The organism is Pseudomonas sp. H3_D04, assembly GCF_054669175.1.
Genome location: NZ_CP162801.1, coordinates 455,330 through 475,162, shown reverse-complemented (window position 1 = coordinate 475,162; position 19,833 = coordinate 455,330). Strand labels below are relative to the sequence as shown.

The 19,833-nt window shown below is 60.1% G+C and carries 18 protein-coding genes; 12 read left to right on the top strand and 6 right to left on the bottom strand.

Annotation, left to right across the window (positions count from 1 at the left end; all coding sequences use genetic code 11):
- Positions 1-8: 8 nt before the first annotated feature.
- From AB4N91_RS02330 to AB4N91_RS02315, 4 genes are all read left to right on the top strand, one after another.
- Complete coding sequence (locus tag AB4N91_RS02330; RefSeq protein ID WP_010458072.1) at positions 9-911, top strand: chemotaxis protein CheV; 903 nt, start codon at positions 9-11, stop codon at positions 909-911.
- A 27-nt stretch (positions 912-938) separates the two neighbouring features.
- Positions 939-1,397: a GNAT family N-acetyltransferase gene (locus AB4N91_RS02325; RefSeq protein WP_083377268.1), complete on the top strand. Its 459-nt coding sequence runs from the start codon at positions 939-941 to the stop codon at positions 1,395-1,397.
- 179 nt (positions 1,398-1,576) lie between these two features.
- Complete coding sequence (locus AB4N91_RS02320; RefSeq protein WP_077749378.1) at positions 1,577-1,903, top strand: hypothetical protein; 327 nt, start codon at positions 1,577-1,579, stop codon at positions 1,901-1,903.
- 83 nt (positions 1,904-1,986) lie between these two features.
- A complete protein-coding gene (locus AB4N91_RS02315; RefSeq protein ID WP_154501696.1) occupies positions 1,987-2,736 on the top strand; it encodes a YkgJ family cysteine cluster protein in 750 nt (249 codons plus the stop codon).
- A gap of 155 nt (positions 2,737-2,891) precedes the next feature.
- On the opposite strand, the gene AB4N91_RS02310 is transcribed toward AB4N91_RS02315, so the two are convergent.
- Both AB4N91_RS02310 and AB4N91_RS02305 read right to left on the bottom strand, forming a co-directional pair.
- On the bottom strand, positions 2,892-3,149 hold the full coding sequence (locus AB4N91_RS02310; protein WP_083375782.1) for a hypothetical protein: 258 nt from the start codon (positions 3,147-3,149) through the stop codon (positions 2,892-2,894).
- Between the two features lie 201 nt (positions 3,150-3,350).
- Positions 3,351-3,722, bottom strand: a complete 372-nt coding sequence (locus AB4N91_RS02305; RefSeq protein WP_460112082.1) for a DUF6124 family protein — start codon at positions 3,720-3,722, stop codon at positions 3,351-3,353.
- Between the two features lie 462 nt (positions 3,723-4,184).
- On the opposite strand from AB4N91_RS02305, the gene AB4N91_RS02300 reads away from it, so the two are divergent.
- The 8 genes from AB4N91_RS02300 (at position 4,185) to AB4N91_RS02265 (ending at position 15,212) form a co-directional block, all read left to right on the top strand.
- Positions 4,185-4,562, top strand: a complete 378-nt coding sequence (locus tag AB4N91_RS02300; protein ID WP_460112081.1) for a hypothetical protein — start codon at positions 4,185-4,187, stop codon at positions 4,560-4,562.
- Positions 4,563-5,254: 692 nt separating this feature from the next.
- Entirely contained in the window at positions 5,255-6,415 is a 1,161-nt protein-coding gene (locus tag AB4N91_RS02295) for an efflux RND transporter periplasmic adaptor subunit (RefSeq protein ID WP_010458085.1), read from the top strand.
- Positions 6,412-9,513, top strand: a complete 3,102-nt coding sequence (locus AB4N91_RS02290) for a multidrug efflux RND transporter permease subunit (RefSeq protein ID WP_102593547.1) — start codon at positions 6,412-6,414, stop codon at positions 9,511-9,513. The genes AB4N91_RS02295 and AB4N91_RS02290 overlap by 4 nt, the downstream gene beginning before the upstream one ends.
- Positions 9,514-9,522: 9 nt before the next feature.
- A complete protein-coding gene (locus AB4N91_RS02285; protein WP_007916978.1) occupies positions 9,523-10,200 on the top strand; it encodes a heavy metal response regulator transcription factor in 678 nt (225 codons plus the stop codon).
- Positions 10,190-11,554 (top strand): heavy metal sensor histidine kinase, encoded by a 1,365-nt coding sequence (locus tag AB4N91_RS02280; RefSeq protein ID WP_077748987.1) that lies wholly within the window; start codon positions 10,190-10,192, stop codon positions 11,552-11,554. Before AB4N91_RS02285 ends, AB4N91_RS02280 begins: the two co-directional genes overlap by 11 nt.
- A 274-nt stretch (positions 11,555-11,828) precedes the next feature.
- Positions 11,829-12,053, top strand: a complete 225-nt coding sequence (locus AB4N91_RS02275) for a hypothetical protein (protein WP_010458093.1) — start codon at positions 11,829-11,831, stop codon at positions 12,051-12,053.
- Positions 12,054-12,247: 194 nt separating this feature from the next.
- On the top strand, positions 12,248-13,567 hold the full coding sequence (locus AB4N91_RS02270; protein ID WP_154912455.1) for an OprD family porin: 1,320 nt from the start codon (positions 12,248-12,250) through the stop codon (positions 13,565-13,567).
- A 148-nt stretch (positions 13,568-13,715) separates the two neighbouring features.
- A complete protein-coding gene (locus tag AB4N91_RS02265) occupies positions 13,716-15,212 on the top strand; it encodes a sensor domain-containing diguanylate cyclase (RefSeq protein WP_460112080.1) in 1,497 nt (498 codons plus the stop codon).
- Between the two features lie 148 nt (positions 15,213-15,360).
- On the opposite strand, the gene lpxC is transcribed toward AB4N91_RS02265, so the two are convergent.
- The 4 genes from lpxC to AB4N91_RS02245 form a co-directional block, all read right to left on the bottom strand.
- Positions 15,361-16,272 carry a UDP-3-O-acyl-N-acetylglucosamine deacetylase gene (gene lpxC, locus AB4N91_RS02260; protein ID WP_008147525.1) on the bottom strand — a complete coding sequence of 304 codons (912 nt, stop codon included), beginning with the start codon at positions 16,270-16,272 and terminating at the stop codon, positions 15,361-15,363.
- Between the two features lie 112 nt (positions 16,273-16,384).
- Entirely contained in the window at positions 16,385-17,578 is a 1,194-nt protein-coding gene (ftsZ, locus tag AB4N91_RS02255; RefSeq protein ID WP_007943486.1) for a cell division protein FtsZ, read from the bottom strand.
- Positions 17,579-17,685: 107 nt separating this feature from the next.
- A complete protein-coding gene (gene ftsA, locus AB4N91_RS02250; RefSeq protein WP_008147519.1) occupies positions 17,686-18,945 on the bottom strand; it encodes a cell division protein FtsA in 1,260 nt (419 codons plus the stop codon).
- Positions 18,946-18,960: 15 nt separating this feature from the next.
- Positions 18,961-19,830 carry a cell division protein FtsQ/DivIB gene (locus tag AB4N91_RS02245; protein ID WP_010458113.1) on the bottom strand — a complete coding sequence of 290 codons (870 nt, stop codon included), beginning with the start codon at positions 19,828-19,830 and terminating at the stop codon, positions 18,961-18,963.
- Positions 19,831-19,833 lie beyond the last annotated feature (3 nt).

The following is a 19,833-nucleotide window of genomic DNA, read 5'->3' as shown; positions in this document are numbered from 1 at the left end:
AGGTTTTTATGTCCACCACCAAAGCCCGCGCAGACTCACTTTCGCTTCTGCTGTTTACCTTGCGCAGCGGCAAGCTGATGGCAATCAACCTGCTGAAAGTCAGCGAAATCATCCCCTGCCCGCCGCTGACCAAGCTGCCGGAGTCGCACCCACACGTCAAAGGCATTGCCACCTTGCGCGGCGCCTCGTTGTCGGTAATCGACCTCAGCCGCGCCATCGGCGAGCGGCCACTGGAAGACCCGAATGGTGGCTGCCTGATCGTCACCGACGTCAGCCGCTCCAAACAGGGCCTGCACGTTCAGGCCGTGAGCAAGATCGTCCACTGCCTGACCACCGACATCCGCCCGCCGCCCTTCGGCTCCGGCGGCGTGCGCTCGTACATCACCGGCGTGACCTCGGTCGACGGCACCCTGGTGCAAGTGCTGGACATCGAAAAGGTCATCCACGGCATCGCCCCGGCGCAGATCGAAATGGCCCCGACCGAACTGAGCATGGAAGACGCCGAAGTGCTGGGTAACGCTCGGATCCTGGTGGTCGACGACAGCCAGGTCGCGCTGCAGCAATCGGTTCACACCTTGCGCAACCTCGGCCTGCAATGCCACACCGCCCGCAGCGCCAAGGAAGCCATCGACTGCCTGCTGGACCTGCAAGGCACGGCGCAGCAGATCAACCTGATCGTCTCGGACATCGAAATGTCGGAGATGGACGGCTACGCGTTCACCCGCACCCTGCGCGAGACGCCGGACTTCTCGCACCTTTATGTGTTGCTGCACACATCACTGGACAGCGCGATGAACAGTGAGAAAGCGCGTCTGGCCGGGGCCAACGCGGTGCTGACCAAGTTCTCCTCGCCAGAACTGACCCGGTGCCTGATCGAAGCGGCGAAGGCCGTCGCCGAACAAGGTCACTGAGTCATGACCGAACGCTTTTGCTTGCTGATGCGGCGCAACCTTGCCGAGACGGTGCCCGCAATCACGTGGCCGGTCGGCATTGAATTGATCGAGTACCGTCCCGAAGTCGCCCAAGCCGTCCATCACGTGATGGAACTGGGTCACCTGGAAGGCGGTGGTCGTGTGCCGGAATTGGCGATCTGGCAGCGACGTTTTGAAACCGATCCTGAATACGACCCCACGCTCTGCTTCATCGCTCAAGATGCCGAAGGGATCGTCGGCGTGGCGCAGTGCTGGACCAGCGCCTACATCAAGAAGTTGATGGTGCACCCACGGGCACAGCGACGCGGGCTTGGTCGCGCATTACTGCTCCACGCGTTCCAGGTGTTTCAGGCCCGCCGGGAAGGTTATGTGGATTTGAAAGTACTGGAAGACAACCTTCGGGCGCAGCGGCTGTATGAAAGCGCCGGGATGTATGTAGTCCGCCGAGAATTGGTCCCAGTCTGATACACCGCCATCGCGAGCAGGCTCGCTCCCACAATGTTTTTTGTCGTACACAAAATCGGTGTCTGGTGAAGATCTACTGTGGGAGCGAGCCTGCTCGCGATGGGGCCGACACATTCAACCCAATACCATCAGGCATACTCCCCCCCTCGGCCAACTCAATGCCCAAGGATGCCTGACTTATGAAAACCGCCACCCTGACCTTGCTCTGCCTTACCGCCCTCGCCCCCCAAGCCCACGCCTCCAGTCCCGACGCCTGGGCCGCCTACGACAAAGCCGTGCTCGCCAGCTGCACCAAAGCCAGCGGCCTGAAAAACGCCAAACCCGTCGGCACCGCCGCGCAGTTCGACGACCGAGTCGACTACACCGCGCTCCTGATGCAAGGCCAATACCCGCAAAAACACATGAAAGGCCAGCAAGGCACCGAACTGTGCCTCTACAACAAAAAGAGCAAAACCGCCTACGTGACCGAATGGGACTCCATCCGCCCCACCGCCAAAACCCAGTGACTGGCGCATAACTTGCTTCGACCCGAGCCTTCGCGGTGTCTTTCTGGCGCCGTTCCATGCCCTCGGAAGCGACCGGCCGCTCAATGAATACGACATTTTCCTGCGTAGGTTGCGGCAAATGCTGCAACGACCACCACGTGCCCCTGACCCTGGCCGAAGCCCGCATGTGGGCGGCCGACGGCGGTCAGGTGATCGTGCTGGTGGAAGGTTTCCTCGGCAACGGCCTGGGCCTTCCCGTGCAGCAACGCGAACACGCCGAACGTCGCTCAGCAGTGGTTCGAAGCGGCACGTCCGAGGCTTACGTGGCGATCACTTTTGCCGCCTACAACGTCGGTCCCTGCCGGAATCTTGACGAAGACAACCTCTGCCGAATCTACGAACGCCGCCCGCTGGTGTGCCGCATCTACCCGATGGAAATCAATCCGCACATTGCGCTGAACACCGCAGTGAAAGAATGCCCGCCCGAATCGTGGGAACAGGGACCGGACTTGATCATCGGGGGTAAGTTGGTGGATCAGGAACTCGCGGGATTGATCCAGCGTTCGCGCCAGGCGGATCGCGACGACATTCAGACCAAGGATGCGATTTGCGGGCTGCTGGGGATTCGGACGACAGCGTTGAAGGGGGATGGATTTACGGCTTATCTGCCGGATATGAAGGCGTTTGCCACCGTCATCGACCAGGTTGCCGCGCAGCCGCTGGCGGGCTCAGGCAGTGATTGGCAGTTTCATGTGTCAGGGGAAGACATCGCCGTGCAAGTGCAGGCGGCCGGGGCGATGGTGGCGACGGAAGCGCCGGTGAACTATGCGTTTATTTCGTTGCGGGTGGCTTGATTCCAGGGCTGTTCAACCTGTTATGGCCCCTTCGCGAGCAGGCTCGCTCCCACCATTGATCTGCGTCGTACACAAAATCTGTGTCCTGTTGAGATCTACTGTGGGAGCGAGCCTGCTCGCGAAGGCGATTGATCAGGCACTGCAGCGTTTGAAACTCAGCGCTTACCCATCGACCGACGAGTCCCTGGAGGCGCAGCCCCCGGCGTCTTGGTATGGCCATTCTTCGCGCCATTCTTGTACCAAGGCTGGCTGGCATTCTTCGCAGCGGCCAAATCACCCGGTTTGAACGGGAACTTGAACGCCGGGATCGCGGCTTTGGTTTCGCTGTCTGCGCTGGAGTCGACGCTGTCTGGCAGGTCTGCCGGGTCGTCGCTCAAAGCGTCGGCAACCGGCGGTTGTGTCGGGGAAGTCATGAAAGCTCCGGGGTGATGCAAAAAGTCGGGCCCGGTCAGCGAGCCGCGAAAGAGCGGCAGTATACCTGTGTCCAGAGCCGCAAGCTTCACGCCGCAAGCGAGTCCGTCGGGTTTTGTGCCAATCGCGAGCAACCCCCGCACCTGTGGGAGCGAGGCTTGCCCGCGAAGAACGATCACGCGGTCAATCAGACCGAACGCTATCTACCGGGAAACCTCAACCCTATCCAACACCCGATTCACCGCCAGCTCCGCCAGCATGATGACCTGCTGAATCGCCATCAGCGTATGCCGCTGCGGCCCCTCCAGACTCGTCGCAAAATCACTGCTCATCACACTCGCCGACGCCAACGACTCACAGGCATGGGCCAACAGACTTTCAGAATCAACATCAGGATCGACCACAAACATCGTGCTCGGCCGGCGCGGTTTTTCGATGTAGCGCTCGGGGGGATCGAGGTAGTAATCGAGCGCGCGCTTCATGGCTTCGTGGTCTTTGATGAGCGATTCGGCCTGGGTGGTTTCGTCGCGGGGTGTGGTGGTGTTGATGGGTGGATCGGGGATTAACTTATCCATGCAAACTCCTACTGAAATGGGTGCCACCATTCGCCGGATCTCACGCGGCGAAGAGGTGGCAGCTATGTGCAGTGTGAGATCACCGGTAGTAGGCACCCGGCCAGACCGAAGTCTGCCCGCACACAGCCGCCATAACGCATTTACAGGCAGCGGATAAGCTGGCGCCAATTATGGTGGCATTGGCGCTAGATGCATACTAGTTGCCGGGGATCTCACGCCCGGTCGCTGAATTTGCAGCGACAGCCAAAGGTTAGAGAACACGCTTCCTACCCGGCAACCTGAAAAATGCGTGGGAAAACGCTGTGTTTTTTAAACATCTTTCAACACACAAAAATGGAACGCGGAGCGTCCCGGGCGGCATTCCCACGCGGAGCGTAGGGAACGATCAATCGGGGGCAGTAGAGAGAAATTGGTCGGCTGGCAAGCCGCCATCGCGAGCAGGCTCACTCCTACAGTGGAACGATGCACGTCTGCAAGAAATTGGTCGGCTGGCAGGCCGCCTTCGCGGGCAAGCCTCGCTCCTACAGTGGAACGATGCACCTCCGCAAGAAATTGGTCGGCTGGCAGGTCGCCTTCGCGGGCAAGCCTCGCTCCTACAGTGGAACGATGCACGTCTGCAAGAAATTGGTCGGCTGGCAGGCCGCCTTCGCGGGCAAGCCTCGCTCCTACAGTGGAACGATGCACGTCCGCAAGAAATTGGTCGGCTGGCAGGCCGCCTTCGCGGGCAAGCCTCGCTCCTACAGTGGAACGATGCACGTCTGCAAGAAATTGGTCGGCTGGCAGGCCGCCTTCGCGGGCAAGCCTCGCTCCTACAGTGGAACGATGCACGTCTGCAAGTGATTGGTCGGCTGTCAGGCCGCCTTCGCGGGCAAGCCTCGCTCCTACAGTGGAACGATGCACGTCTGCAAGAAATTGGTAGGCTGGCAGGCCGCCTTCGCGGGCAAGCCTCGCTCCTACAGTGGAACGATGCACGTCTGCAAGAAATTGGTCGGCTGTCAGGCCGCCTTCGCGGGCAAGCCTCGCTCCTACAAGGGGTTCGGTGTACACGCTTCGCTTTTCACCACTCATTAGGCCGAGCGTTAGCTCGCCTGCTTTTGATCTTGATCTGCCCGCCCCTTCGGGAGGCTGAGTGGAGGCGTTCATCTGGGGGTGGGCGCGTAGCGCCGTGCGGCGAAGCCGCACACATCGAGAGGAGGTCGAAGCGAAGCCGACCGGAGGCGATGCCCCCAGATGAATGCCGGAGCGAGGGTACGCCGAGCCCAGGCGAGGGGCCGGACGCTGGGGCGAAGCCTTTTGCTTACTTTTCGGCGTTTGGAAAAGTGAGTCGCTGTAAGAGCGAAACCGCCAGCAACCGTTACCGCAGGAATGGATATGTACGCCATCAACAGCAGCATGGTCGGCTACCAGGCCGCCAAGCCCAAACTGACAGCGCCGTCAGTTAGCAGTCACCTTCCTGACCGCCGAACAGGTTTATAAAGGAAGGTATAAACCCGACCCGACTCCCGACCACCTAGCCCGGCGCCCCCACTCGCATGCGAACCCAGAAAAAAACCGCCTTGATCGCAGGCCTGCTGATCGCCCTGGCAGCGAGTGGCGCGTGGTACGCCACCAAACCCGCCACCGCCAAACTCGCCGCGCCCACAGCGATCCCGGTTCGAGTCGTCAGCGTCACCGAAAAAGACGTCCCCCGCTACGTCACCGGCATCGGCTCGGTCCTGTCCCTGCACAGCGTCGTAGTCCGCCCGCAAATCGACGGCATCCTCACCAAAATCCTGGTCAAAGAAGGCCAATTGGTGAAACAAGGCGACCTGCTCGCCACCATCGACGACCGCTCGATCCGCGCCAGCCTCGACCAGGCTCGGGCACAACTCGGCGAAAGCCAGGCGCAACTGCAAGTCGCGCTGGTCAACCTCAAGCGCTACAAACTGCTCAGCGTCGACGACGGCGTATCCAAGCAGACCTACGACCAGCAACAAGCCCTGGTCAACCAGCTCAAAGCCACCGCCCAAGGCAATCAGGCGTCAATCGACGCCGCTCAGGTGCAGCTTTCCTACACACAGATTCGCTCCCCGGTCACCGGCCGCGTCGGTATTCGCACGGTGGACGAAGGCAACTTCCTGCGCATGACCGACACCCTGGGCCTGTTCACCGTGACCCAGATTGACCCGATCGCCGTCGAGTTTTCCCTGCCGCAACAAATGCTGCCAACCCTGCAAGGCCTGATCGGCGACCCCGAGCGCGCACAAGTGAAGGCCTATATCGGCGCCGACACCGACGGCGAAACCGGCAACCTGCTGGGCGAAGGGCACCTGACCCTGATCGACAACCAGATCAACGCCAACACCGGGACCATCCGCGCCAAGGCGGAATTCAACAATCCCGGGCAGAAGCTCTGGCCGGGCCTGCTGGTGACGGTAAAAATTCAGACAGCCCTGGATAAAGATGCGCTGGTGGTCCCGCCCACTGTCGTACAGCGTGGCCTCGATCAACATTTCGTGTACCGCGTCAACGGCGACAAGGTCGAAACCGTCACCGTACAAATGGTCTACCAAGGCAGCGGCCAGGACATCATCAAAGGCGTAAAACCGGGTGACGTGCTGGTCAGCGACGGCCAGTCGCGGCTCAAACCCGGCTCGACCGTGCAGGTAATGACCGAGCCGCCGCAAGTGGTGCAATCGGAGTCGAAGCCATGAAGGGCCACGGTTCTGTCTCAGCCTGGTGCATCGATCATCCGGTGGCGACGATCCTGCTGACCTTTGCCCTGGTGTTGCTCGGCGTCATCGCCTTCCCGCGCCTGCCGATTGCGCCGCTGCCGGAAGCCGAATTCCCGACCATTCAAGTCGCCGCACAATTGCCCGGCGCCAGCCCCGAAACCATGGCGTCGTCGGTGGCCACGCCGCTTGAAGTGCAATTCAGCGCCATCCCCGGCGTGACCCAGATGACCTCGAGCAGCGCCTTGGGCTCGACCAACCTGACCCTGCAATTCACCCTCGACAAAAGCATCGACACCGCCGCCCAGGAAGTGCAGGCCGCAATCAACACCGCCGCCGGCAAGCTGCCCAAGGACATGCCGAACCTGCCGACGTGGCGCAAGGTCAACCCGGCCGATAGCCCGGTGCTGATTCTCAGCATCAACTCAACCTTGATGCCCGGCACCGAACTCAGTGACTTGGTGGAAACCCTGCTCTCGCGTCAGATCAGTCAGATCGACGGCGTAGGCCAAATCAACATCACCGGCCAGCAACGTCCGGCAATCCGTGTTCAAGTCTCGGCCGACAAACTCGCGGCCATCGGCCTGACCCTGGCGGACATTCGGCTGGCGATCCAGCAAACCAGCCTCAACCTGGCCAAAGGTGCGTTGTACGGTGAGTCGAGTATCTCGACACTGTCGACCAACGACCAATTGTTCCACCCCGAGGAATACAACCAGCTCATCGTTTCCTACAAGGACGGTGCCCCGGTTCACCTCAAGGATGTCGCTAAAGTCGTCAACGGTTCAGAAAATGCCTACGTTCAGGCGTGGGCCGGTGATCAACCCGGGGTGAACCTGGTGATTTCCCGGCAGCCGGGCGCCAACATCGTCGAAACCGTTGATCGCATCCAGGCCGCCCTGCCCGGCCTCGAAGCCATGCTGCCGGCCTCGGTGCAGGTCAAGGTGCTGGTCGACCGCACCCAGACCATCCGCGCCTCCCTGCATGAAGTGGAAATTACCCTGCTGATCGCGATCATGCTGGTGGTGGCGGTGATGGCGCTGTTCCTGCGCCAATGGTCGGCGACCCTGATTGTGTCCGCCGTACTGGGCGTGTCGCTGGTCGCCAGTTTCGCCCTGATGTACATCATGGGTTTCAGCCTGAACAACCTGACGCTGGTGGCAATCGTGGTGGCCGTGGGGTTTGTGGTCGACGATGCGATTGTGGTGGTGGAGAACATTCACCGCCACCTGGAGGCCGGCGACGGCATGCGCGAGGCGGCGATCAAGGGTGCCGGCGAGATCGGTTTTACCGTGGTTTCGATCAGCTTCTCGCTGGTGGCGGCGTTCATTCCGTTGCTGTTCATGGGTGGCGTGGTCGGGCGGCTGTTCAAGGAATTCGCCCTGACCGCCACTTCGACCATCATGATTTCGGTGGTGGTGTCGCTGACGCTGGCGCCGACCCTGGCCGCGCTGTTCATGCGCGCCCCGGTGCATCACGCCCACAGCAAACCCACGTTTGGCGAACGCTTGCTGACAGGTTATGAAAAACTGCTGCGCCGTGCCCTCGCCCACCAGAAACTGATGATCGGGGTTTTCTTTCTGTCACTGGGCCTGGCGGTGGCCGGTTACATCTTTATTCCCAAGGGGTTCTTCCCGGTGCAGGACACCGGTTTTGTCCTCGGCACCACCGAAGCCGCCGCCGATATTTCCTACGGCGACATGGTGAAAAAACACCTGGCGATGGCCGAAATCGTCGCCGCAGACCCAGCGGTTGCGGCGTTTTCCCACTCGGTCGGGGTCTCGGGCAGTAACCAGACCATCGCCAATGGCCGCTTCTGGATTTCCCTGAAAAAACGCGGCGACCGCGACGTCTCGGCCAGCCAGTTCATCGACCGGATCCGTCCGAAACTGATGAAAGTCCCGGGCATCGTGCTCTATCTGCGCGCCGGCCAGGACATCAACCTCAGCTCCGGCCCGAGTCGCGCCCAGTATCAATACGTGCTCAAGAGCAACGACGGCGCAACGCTCAGCACCTGGACCCAACGCCTGACCGAAAAACTGCGCGCCAACCCGGCGTTCCGCGACATTTCCAACGACCTGCAACTGGGCGGCAGCATCACCCACATCAGCATTGACCGCAGCGCCGCCGCGCGTTTCGGCCTGACCGCCAGTGATGTCGATGAAGCGCTGTACGATGCGTTCGGCCAACGGCAGATCAATGAATTCCAGACCCAGATCAACCAATACAACGTGATCCTGGAACTGGACACCCAGCAACGCGGCAAGGCCGCAAGCCTCAATTATTTCTACCTGCGCTCGCCGCTGAGCGGGGAAATGGTGCCGCTGTCGGCCCTGGCGACATTCGATGCGCCAACGGTTGGCCCGTTGTCTATTGCCCACGACGGCATGTTCCCGGCCGCCAACTTGTCGTTCAACCTGGCGCCCGGCGTGGCGTTGGGCGATGCGGTGATCATGCTCAATCAGGCCAAGGCCGACATCGGCATGCCGGCCGCCATGAGCGGCAACTTCCAGGGCGCGGCGCAAGCGTTCCAGAGTTCGCTGGCCAGCCAGCCGTGGTTGATCCTGGCGGCGCTGGTGGCGGTGTATATCATTCTCGGCGTGCTCTACGAGAGCTTCGTCCATCCGTTGACCATTATTTCAACGCTGCCATCGGCGGGGCTTGGCGCGGTGATCATGCTGTGGATCTGCGGCCAGGACTTTTCGATCATGGCGCTGATCGGGCTGGTGTTGCTGATCGGCATCGTCAAGAAAAACGGCATCCTGATGATCGACTTCGCTCTCGATGCCCAGCGCAATCGTGGCTTGCCACCGGAAGAGGCGATTTACCAGGCCTGTATCACGCGGTTCCGGCCGATCATCATGACCACCCTCGCCGCCCTGCTCGGCGCCCTGCCGTTGATGCTCGGCTACGGCACCGGCGCCGAACTGCGCCAGCCATTGGGCATCGCGGTGGTCGGCGGCTTGCTGGTGAGCCAGGCGCTGACGCTGTTTACCACTCCGGTCATATACTTGTGGCTTGAGCGGCTTTTCCATAAGCCCAAACCCGCACCGATGCCGGCGCTGGCAACCACAGACTGAGGCGGGGTCATGCGCGTTCTGATTATCGAAGACGAAGAAAAAACCGCGGACTATCTGCACCGCGGCCTGACGGAACAGGGTTACACCGTGGACTTGGCGCGCGACGGCGTCGAAGGCCTGCACCTGGCGCTGGAAAGCGACTACGCGGTGATCGTCCTCGACGTCATGCTGCCGGGCCTCGACGGCTTCGGTGTATTGCGCGCGCTGCGTGCGCGCAAGCAAACCCCGGTGATCATGCTCACCGCCCGCGAGCGGGTCGAAGACCGCATCAAAGGCTTGCGCGACGGGGCCGACGATTACCTCGGCAAGCCGTTTTCCTTCCTCGAACTGGTGGCGCGCCTGCAAGCGCTGACCCGGCGCAGCGGCGGCCACGAACCCGTGCAAGTGAGCATCGCCGACTTGTGGATCGATTTGATCAGCCGCAAGGCCACCCGCGCCGGCACCCGCCTGGACCTGACCGCCAAGGAGTTCTCGCTGCTCAGCGTTTTGGCCCGCCGGCAAGGTGAAATCCTCTCGAAAACGGCGATTGCCGAGATGGTCTGGGACATCAATTTCGACAGCGACGCCAACGTCGTAGAAGTCGCGATCAAACGCCTGCGGGCCAAGCTCGACGGGCCGTTCGACGAAAAACTGCTGCACACGATCCGGGGCATGGGTTATGTGCTGGAGAGCCGCGGTGTCCAGTAATTCGATTGCCCTGCGCCTGAGCGGGATGTTCACGCTGGTGGCGCTGCTGGTGTTCCTGTTGATCGGCTGGGCCTTGTACCAGCAGGTCGACAAAGGCCTGGGTTTGCTGCCCGAGGCGGAGCTGGACGCGCGTTACAGCGTGCTCGAATCCACCGTCGGGCGATATGGCACGCCGGAGCATTGGGTGAAGATCAACAACAAGCTCAAGTTGCTCGGCGAAGAAGACAAGCGCATCAGTTTCTGGATCATCAGCGGCGACCCTCATTACGAATACGGCAACCTGACACCGCAGATCCGCGCCTTTGCCGAAGGGCCCCTGGGGATGCGCGACATGACGTTGCCGGACCAGCCTTATCCGCTGAAAGTGCTGGTCAGCCAGTTCCCGGCCAAGGATCAACGGCCGCCGCTGCGTTTCATGATCGGTATCGACACCGAGACGTTTTTCCAGACCCAGCATCATTTGCTGATCGCGCTGATCAGCCTGGCAATTATCGGCGTGTTGCTGGCCTCGGCGCTGGGTTATTGGGTGGCGCGGATTGGCCTCAAACCCTTGATCAAGTTGTCGCAGGAAGCCCAACGCCTGGCGCCGCCGTTGCGTTCCGGGCGTTTGCGCTTATCGCCGCTGCCGCCGGAGCTCAATCAGTTCGTCAATTCGTTCAACTCCACACTGGAGCGGGTCGAGCAGGCCTATTCGCGGCTTGAGTCGTTCAACGCCGACGTCGCCCACGAACTGCGCTCGCCGCTGACCAACCTGATCGGCCAGACCCAGGTCGCGCTGACCCGTGGACGCTCGGCGGAACACTACTTCGAAGTGCTGCAATCGAACCTCGAAGAGCTGGAACGGCTGCGTTCGATCATCAATGACATGCTATTTCTTGCCAGCGCGGATCAGGGCAGCAAGGCGACCAAACTGACTTCCACCTCGCTGGCCGACGAAGTGGCCACGACTCTGGAATACCTGGATTTCATTCTTGAGGATGCGCAGGTTCAGGTGCAGGTCAGTGGAGATGCGCAGGTGCGGATCGAGATTGCGCATCTGCGCCGGGCGTTGATCAATTTGCTGAGTAACGCGGTGCAACACACCGGGCCCGGGCAGGTGATTGAGGTGCGGATAGAGGTCGAGGAGCACCAGGTGAGCATCGGCGTGGCCAACCCCGGGTCGCCGATTGCCAGCGAGCATTTGCCTCGATTGTTCGAGCGTTTTTATCGCGTCGACGCATCGCGCAGCAACAGCGGGAATAACCACGGGCTGGGGTTGGCGATCGTCAAGGCGATTGCGCTGATGCATGGCGGTGATGTGTTTGTGCGCAGTGATCACGGCATGAACACCTTCGGCATCCACCTCCCGGTCTAGACCCTTCCCTGTGGCGAGCGAGCTTGCTCGCGCTGGGCTGCGTAGCAGCCCCCCAATCAGCCGCTCAGGTTCCTCAGGAAAATCGGGGGGTTGTTTGCGACTGCTGCGCAGTCGAGCGCGAGCAAGCTCCCTCGCCACAAAAGCCATTTCCCGCCGCTGGCTACTGTTGCTTTTAGCGCAACAGTCCTTTCATGAATCCGCTCTTTTTCCCCTGTCCAATCCCCCTTATCTTTGCCGCACCAAACAGCACTTGCCAAGCAAGAAGGTTTTAAAGATGTCCAACACTATGGGTATTGCCAGCGCTTTCGTTTTGTCCTCTTTGTTCCTGTCTCCGTTCGCCGTGGCTGAAGAATCGCCGGCCTTCGTCGCGCACAATGCCGCACGCGCCGCTTCGTATGAAGAGCATCAGGGCGAAATGACAGCCAAGGCTAAAGAGGCTGCGCAAACCCCTCAAGCATCAATGTCTTCAAGCCAACCACGGGTTGAGAAAGACAGCTGATCCGACCCGTTTGCTCCTTTTCCCTCGACACTTTTCATCGGCTCTTCCCTTTGAAAAGTTGTCTTCAAAGCCGCTGCTATCAGCGGCTTTTTTTCGTTGTGGTTTAAACGCCGTCCAGTTCGTCTTCACTGACAAGAAACATTTTGCACTTCAAGAGTATGAAGTGTTTAGTTGACCAAGGAGCTTTACCGCAAGTGCGTTTCCCTCTCCGTTTCAACCCGTTGTTCATTGCAATCGCTGCAACGATGACCCCCGCCGCCTACGCCGCCGACGAATCCAGTCAGGAAGGTTTTGTCGAAGGTTCGAGCCTCAACCTTAATGTCCGTAACTACTACATGAACCGCAACCGCCTGCAGCAGGCGGACGACAACATAGAGTGGGGTCAGGGTTTCCTCGGTCTCTTTGAATCGGGTTTCACCCAGGGCACCGTCGGGTTCGGCGTTGATGCCCACGCCATGCTGGGGCTCAAGCTCGACGGCGGTGGCGGCACGGATGGTTCGAGCATCCTGCCGATCAGCGATGGCAATGGCAAAGCGCCTGGGTCGTTCTCAACGGCGGGTGGCACGCTGAAAATGCGTGCTTTTGATACCGAGTTGAAGGCCGGCGACCTGTTCCTCGCCAACCCGGTGATTGCCGGCGGCGAAACCCGCATGTTGCCGCAGACCTTTCGTGGGGTCAGCCTGACCAACCACAGCTTCGACGGCTTCCTGATCGAAGGTGGCCAGGCGAGCTTCACCAAGCCGTACAACCAGAGCGGTCACACCCGCATCGGCACCTCCTACGGCAGCCTGGCAGACGGTGACGACAGTCAGCACCTGAACTGGGCCGGTGTGGCGTGGAGCGGTCTGCCGGGGTTGACCAGCAGCCTGTACGCCTCCGAACTCAAGGACATCTGGAACCAGTACTACTACGACCTGGATTACACCTACGCGCTGAACGACCTGGTCAGCCTCAACCCGGGCCTGCATTTCTATCACACGCAAGACACCGGCGATGCGCTGCTGGGTAACATCGACAACAACGCCTACAGCCTGCATTTCACCGTCGGCGTGGGCTTTCACAGCGTTACGGCGGCGTATCAGCGAGTCAACGGCAACACGCCGTTCGACTACATCAGCCAGGGCGACAGCGTCTTCCTCGACAACTCCCAGCAGTATTCTGACTTCAACGGCCCGAACGAGCGCTCGTGGAAACTCAAGTACGCCTACGACTTTGCCGGTCTCGGCCTGCCCGGCCTGACCTCGGCGCTGTCCTACTCCCGAGGCGAACTGGACCTGACCAAAGTCGATCCGGACAGCCGCGGCTACGCCTCGTGGTACAGCGCCGACGGCAAAAACGCCAGGCACTGGGAGCGCGACATCGATCTCAAGTACGTGATCCAGGGCGGCAAGGCCAAGGATCTGGCGGTGCGCATGCAATGGGCCACCAACCGCGGCGGCAATGGCTATGGCGCGCTGGATCAGGACACCGATGAATACCGGGTGATCGTCGACTACCCGCTCAATGTCTTCTAAGCTTCACTAAGCAAAAGGCCAGCATTTTTTTGCTGGCCTTTTTTTTATCCGGCATTTATACAAGCGCTCTGGACGCGACCGGTTTCTGGAACTCTGCCCGATTCTTGTAAAAAACTTTTATAACGCCTTATTTGCAGAAGTCAGAACCATGAGTGTGAGCAATGAGAAATCTCAACATCCGATCAGCTCGACACGATCGGAGCAACTTCTGACTCTCGGCAGTGTGCTGTTGGTGATTGCGATATTCAGCATTGTGACCTTCCTGCTGATCCGTGAACGCGCCAACGCCGAGTTGTCCGCCGCTCGCGCCGCCAACAACATCGTGCAATTGATCGACGCCGATGTGCTGCGCAATGTCGAACTCTATGATATTTCCCTGCTGGGTTTGATCGCCGCCTCCCGGCGAGAAGATCTCAAGAGCGTTTCTCCCACCATTCGCCATCTGGCCTATTTCGACCGCGCCACCGCCGCGCCGTACAAGGGCGACATTTTGTTGCTCGACAACAAGGGCGACGTGATCGCCGACTCGGCGTCGGTGGAACCCAGGCAAGGCAACTACGCTGATCGCGAATACTTCCAGTCGCACGTGAACAACCCGGCCCCGGGCATGTTCATCAGCCCGCCCTTCCGGGCCAGGTCGGCCGAACACGACTGGCGTATCAGTTTCAGTCGACGGGTCAGCGGCTCCCAGGGTGAGTTTCTGGGGGTTGCCGAAGCCGCCATGCGCTTGAGTTACTTCGATCAGTTGTTCAACAGTTTGAGCATCGGCCGCGACAGCACGGTCAATCTGATCAGCAAGAACGGGATTCTCCTGGCCCAGCAACCACGCCTGGCCGAAGAGCTGATCGGCAAGGATTTCAGTAACCGCCCCAATTTCCAGCGCATCGTCAAAGAAGGCAACGGCAGCTTCACCAGCATGTCCGATCTATACCGTGACAAGCGCCTGTACACCTTCTCCAAGGTCGGAAATTTGCCGTTGATCGTCATCGTTGCACTGTCCAGTGATGAAGTCTTTTCGGCCTGGAAACGCACTGCGGTGGTGGTCAGCTCTGCAACCGCTGCCTTGTGCGTGAGCCTGCTGTGGCTGACGTGGGTGCTGCGCCGGGAATTGCGCCGGCGTCACAATGCCGAACACGAACTGGCGCAACTGGCCGCCACCGATGCGTTGACGGGGCTGGCCAACCGCCGAACGCTGGATCAGGCCCTGCGCCATGAATGGTTTCGCGCTCAACGTTCCGGCATGCCTTTGTCACTGATGATGATTGATGCCGACCATTTCAAAGCGTTCAACGACCGCCATGGCCATCAGGCCGGCGACGAAGCGCTGCGCTCGCTGGCCAACGTTATCAGCGCCCACGTGCGACGACCGGCGGACCTGGCTGCCCGTTATGGCGGCGAGGAGTTTTCGGTGATCCTGGCGGAAACCGATAGCGCCGGTGCGCAGCAGATTGCCGAAAATATCCGCAAGGCCGTTGAGCAGTTGCCGCTGGTTGAGGGAGCTGATGGGCCGATGACTGTCAGTATCGGGATCAGCACCTGGACGACAGCGACGGATATCAGCCTGGAGAGTTTGCTGTTTGCGGCGGACAAGGCGTTGTATCAGGCCAAGGAAAACGGACGGAATCGGGTGGTCGACACGGCTTGAAATCTGCGGTGTCGCTACTGGCCTCTTCGCGGGCAAGTCGGATCGCCGCACCGCCCGCTCCTACAATGGCGCTCGGTCTACCTCTTTCCCGCGGGCATAAAAAAAGGCCACCCGAAGGCAGCCTTTAAAAACTAGAGAGGTTTTTGACTTACACGGCCGCGACGGGACGCATGTAAGAGATCGGTGCAGTGCTGGCGTCTTCGAAAGTCACGACTTCCCAAGCATCTGTCTGCTCAATCAACTTGCGCAGCAGCTGGTTGTTCAATGCATGTCCGGACTTGAAGCCCTTGAACTCACCAATCAGGCTATTGCCCAGCAGGTAGAGGTCACCAATTGCATCGAGGATCTTGTGCTTCACGAATTCGTCTTCATAGCGAAGGCCGTCTTCGTTCAGTACACCATCCGCGTCGACCACAATAGCGTTTTCAACGCTGCCGCCGAGTGCGAGGTTGTGCTTGCGCAAGTACTCGATGTCACTCATGAAACCAAAGGTACGGGCGCGGCTGACTTCTTTTACGAACGAAGTACTGGAAAAATCCACGCTTGCACTTTGTGTGCGGTTACGGAAAACCGGGTGATCGAAATCGATCTCGAAACTCACCTTGAAGCCTTCGAAAGGGACGAAAGTGGCGCGCTTGTCGCCGTCTTCCACTGTCACTTCCCGCAGGATCCGGATGAACTTCTTCGGTGCGTCCTGTTCTTCCAGGCCGGCCGATTGAATCAGGAATACGAAAGGTCCAGCGCTACCATCCATGATCGGGACTTCGGACGCGGAGAGCTCGACGTAGGCGTTATCGATGCCCAGGCCAGCCATGGCCGAGAGCAAGTGCTCCACCGTATCCACTTTGGTGTCGCCACTGACCAATGTGGTCGACATCGTGGTTTCACCAACGTTTTCCGCGCGGGCAGGAATCTGCACCACAGGGTCGAGGTCGGCACGAACAAACACAATGCCGGTGTCGATAGGTGCAGGCTTGAGGGTCAGGTAAACCTTCTCCCCGGAGTGCAGGCCTACACCTGTAGCACGGATAATATTTTTCAGTGTGCGTTGTTTAATCATGGCTTGGGCCGCTTCAGCGCAAATTGCGAACTGGTATCAACAAAGGCTGGCGATAATAGCAGACCAGACCTTTGCTGAACACCAATCACCTTCATAGCCCTGATACATTCCATCAATCAGCCTGACGACGCAGGAAAGCCGGGATGTCCAGGTAATCCAGATCATCTTGCGGATTCATCTTCGCGGCAGTCGCAGCACCGGCCTGAGCCTGGTTGCGCATGACGGTCGGACGGTCCAGGTCACGGTAATTTACCGCCGGTTGTTCCTGACGAGCGGGCGCCGATTGTTGCGGCTGGGAGGCCATGGAGGTGTGAACGGTGTTGTCGATGACCTTCACAGGCTTCTCGATTTTCGCGCCCAGACCGGTGGCAACCACAGTCACGTGCAGTTCGTCGCGCATGTCCGGATCGATAACGGTACCGACCTTGACCATCGCGTGCTCGGAAGCGAAGGCTTCGATGATGCTACCCACGTCGGAGTACTCACCCAGGGACAGGTCAGGACCGGCGGTGATGTTCACCAGGATGCCGCGTGCACCTTGCAGGTTCACGTCTTCGAGCAACGGGTTGCGAATGGCCGCTTCAGTGGCCTCACGTGCACGGTTCGGACCGCTGGCACAGCCAGTGCCCATCATCGCCATGCCCATTTCGCTCATTACAGTCCGTACGTCGGCAAAGTCGACGTTGATCATGCCCGGACGCTTGATGATGTCGGAGATACCGCGAACGGCACCGGCCAGCACATCGTCGGCCTTGGCGAAAGCCGACAGCAGGCTGGCGTCTTTACCGAGGATGGTCAGCAGCTTCTCGTTGGGAATGGTGATCAACGAGTCGACGCTTTCAGACAGCAGACGGATACCTTCGTCGGCGATCTGCATACGCTTGCGGCCTTCGAACGGGAACGGACGAGTCACCACCGCAACGGTGAGAATCCCCATTTCCTTGGCCACTTCAGCAATGATCGGCGCAGCACCGGTACCGGTACCACCGCCCATGCCGGTGGTGATGAACACCATATTGGTGCCCTGCAGGACTTCGGCAATGCGCTCACGGTCTTCGAGAGCGGCCTGACGACCTACTTCAGGGTTGGCACCGGCGCCCAGACCTTTGGTAACGCCGGTACCCAATTGCAGGATGGTCCGCGCGCCGATGGATTTCAGCGCCTGGGCATCAGTGTTGGCGCAGATGAATTCAACGCCTTCAATGTTGCTCTTGACCATGTGGTTGACGGCGTTGCCGCCGCCTCCGCCAACACCGATAACTTTAATAACCGGGCTTGCGGGGATGTTGTCTACGAGTTCGAACATTTTCCCTCTCCTTTACGTTCTCTAGTTTTTTCGCCTACTGCTTTTACTGCTTGTCGCTTTTACTGCTTGCTCTTGCGGCTTGTAGCTTGCCGCTTGAATCTGCTTCGTCAGAAGTTGCCTTGTACCCAGCTCTTGATGCGATCGAGCAAGGCGGCTTTCGGTTCTTCATTGCTGTAGCTGTCGCGGCTGCTGATGCCCGAGAACGAAATCCCGTCGGACTGCTTCTGCAGGCCATACATCAACAGGCCTACGCCGGTGGAATAAATCGGGTTGCGGACCACGTCGTCCAGGCCCTTGACGCCATGGGGCACGCCCAGGCGGACCGGCATGTGGAAGATCTCTTCGGCCAGTTCGACCGCGCCTTCCATTTTCGAGGTACCGCCGGTCAGCACGATGCCGGCCGGGATCAGGTCTTCGTAGCCACTGCGGCGCAGTTCGGCCTGGATCAGCGTGAACAGCTCGTCGTAACGCGGCTCGACCACTTCGGCCAGGGCCTGGCGGGACAGCTCGCGCGGTGGACGGTCGCCAACACTTGGCACCTTGATGGTTTCACCGGCACCGGCCAGCTTGGCCAGGGCGCAGGCGTAGCGAATCTTGATTTCTTCGGCGTACTGGGTCGGGGTGCGCAACGCCATGGCGATGTCGTTGGTCACCTGGTCGCCCGCAATCGGGATCACCGCGGTGTGACGGATCGCGCCTTCGGTGAAGATCGCGATGTCGGTGGTGCCGCCGCCGATGTCCACCAGGCACACGCCCAGCTCTTTCTCGTCGTCGGTCAGGACCGAATAGGCCGACGCCAGTTGCTCGAGAATGATGTCGTCGATTTCCAGACCGCAGCGACGCACGCATTTTTCAATGTTCTGTGCGGCATTGACGGCGCAGGTCACCACGTGAACCTTGGCTTCCAGACGCACGCCCGACATGCCCAGCGGCTCACGAACGCCTTCCTGGTTATCGATCACGTAATCCTGCGGCAAGGTGTGCAGTACGCGCTGGTCAGCCGGGATCGCCACGGCCTGGGCGGCGTCGAGGACACGCTCAAGGTCGGCGGAGCTGACTTCGCGATCACGAATCGCCACGATGCCGTGGGAATTCAGGCTGCGGATGTGATTGCCGGCCACGCCGACGAACGCCGAGTGGATCCGGCAACCGGCCATCAGCTGCGCTTCTTCGATCGCGCGCTGGATCGATTGCACGGTGGACTCGATGTTCACCACCACGCCTTTCTTCAGGCCACGGGACGGATGAGTGCCGATCCCGACGATTTCGAGCGTGCCGTCGTCCGAGACCTCGCCGACCAGCGCCACCACCTTGGAGGTGCCGATATCGAGACCGACGATCATTTTGCCGCTTTGCACGTTTGCCATGGGTCCTGCCTCTTCTTAATTCTTCGCGACAGCGGGTTGGGCTGTCGTGGGCGCTACAGGTTCCCGCCAGCCAACAGCAAGGCCGTTGGCGTAGCGCAGATCGATGCGCGCAATGTTCGTAATCTGTTCTTTAAGCGTCTTGTCGTAGATGGCAATGAAGCGGCGCATCTTTTCCACCAGCTTGCCGCGTCCCAGCAGCAGTTCGATCCCCGGGCCCGCGCTGCCGGCGCCGGTGGTCAGGAACCAGCTGCCTCGTTCACGCAACTCCAGGCGTGCAATCGAGAAGCCCATCGGCCTGAGCATCTGGCTCAGCACCTGGTATTGCTGCATCACTTGCTGTTGCGCCCGTTGTGGGCCGAACAGCTGTGGCAAATGTTCGTAATTGGCCAGCTCACGCGGGGTGAACGCCTGGCCCTGGTTGTTCAACAGCGATTCATCGCCCCAACGGGCTATCGGCAGTTGTTCTTCCAGGCGGATCACTACTTGATCCGGCCACACCCGACGCACTTCGGCGTGGGCAATCCATGGCATCGTTTCAAGTTCGGTGCGCATGCTCGCAAGATCGATGGTGAAGAAGCTCGACGCCACATAAGGGGCGATTCGCTGCTGCACCGCTTGCTGGCTGATGTAACTCAAGTCACCCTGCACAGCGACTTTGGTGATCGGCCGGTCGGCGTAGGGCAGCAAACGCTGCGCGCCTTCGTAAGTGCCGAACCCCAGCGCAACCAACATCACCGGCCAGAACAGGCTTTTCAGAAAACCAAAATTGGCTTTCGGCAGGCGCGCAGACATCGGCTCTTTGGCCACCATTCGGCTCGCACCCCGTGGCACCGGCTTGCGGCCGGGTGCTGGAGGGGGCTGATGTCTCAGCTGTGCGCCTTGCATGGT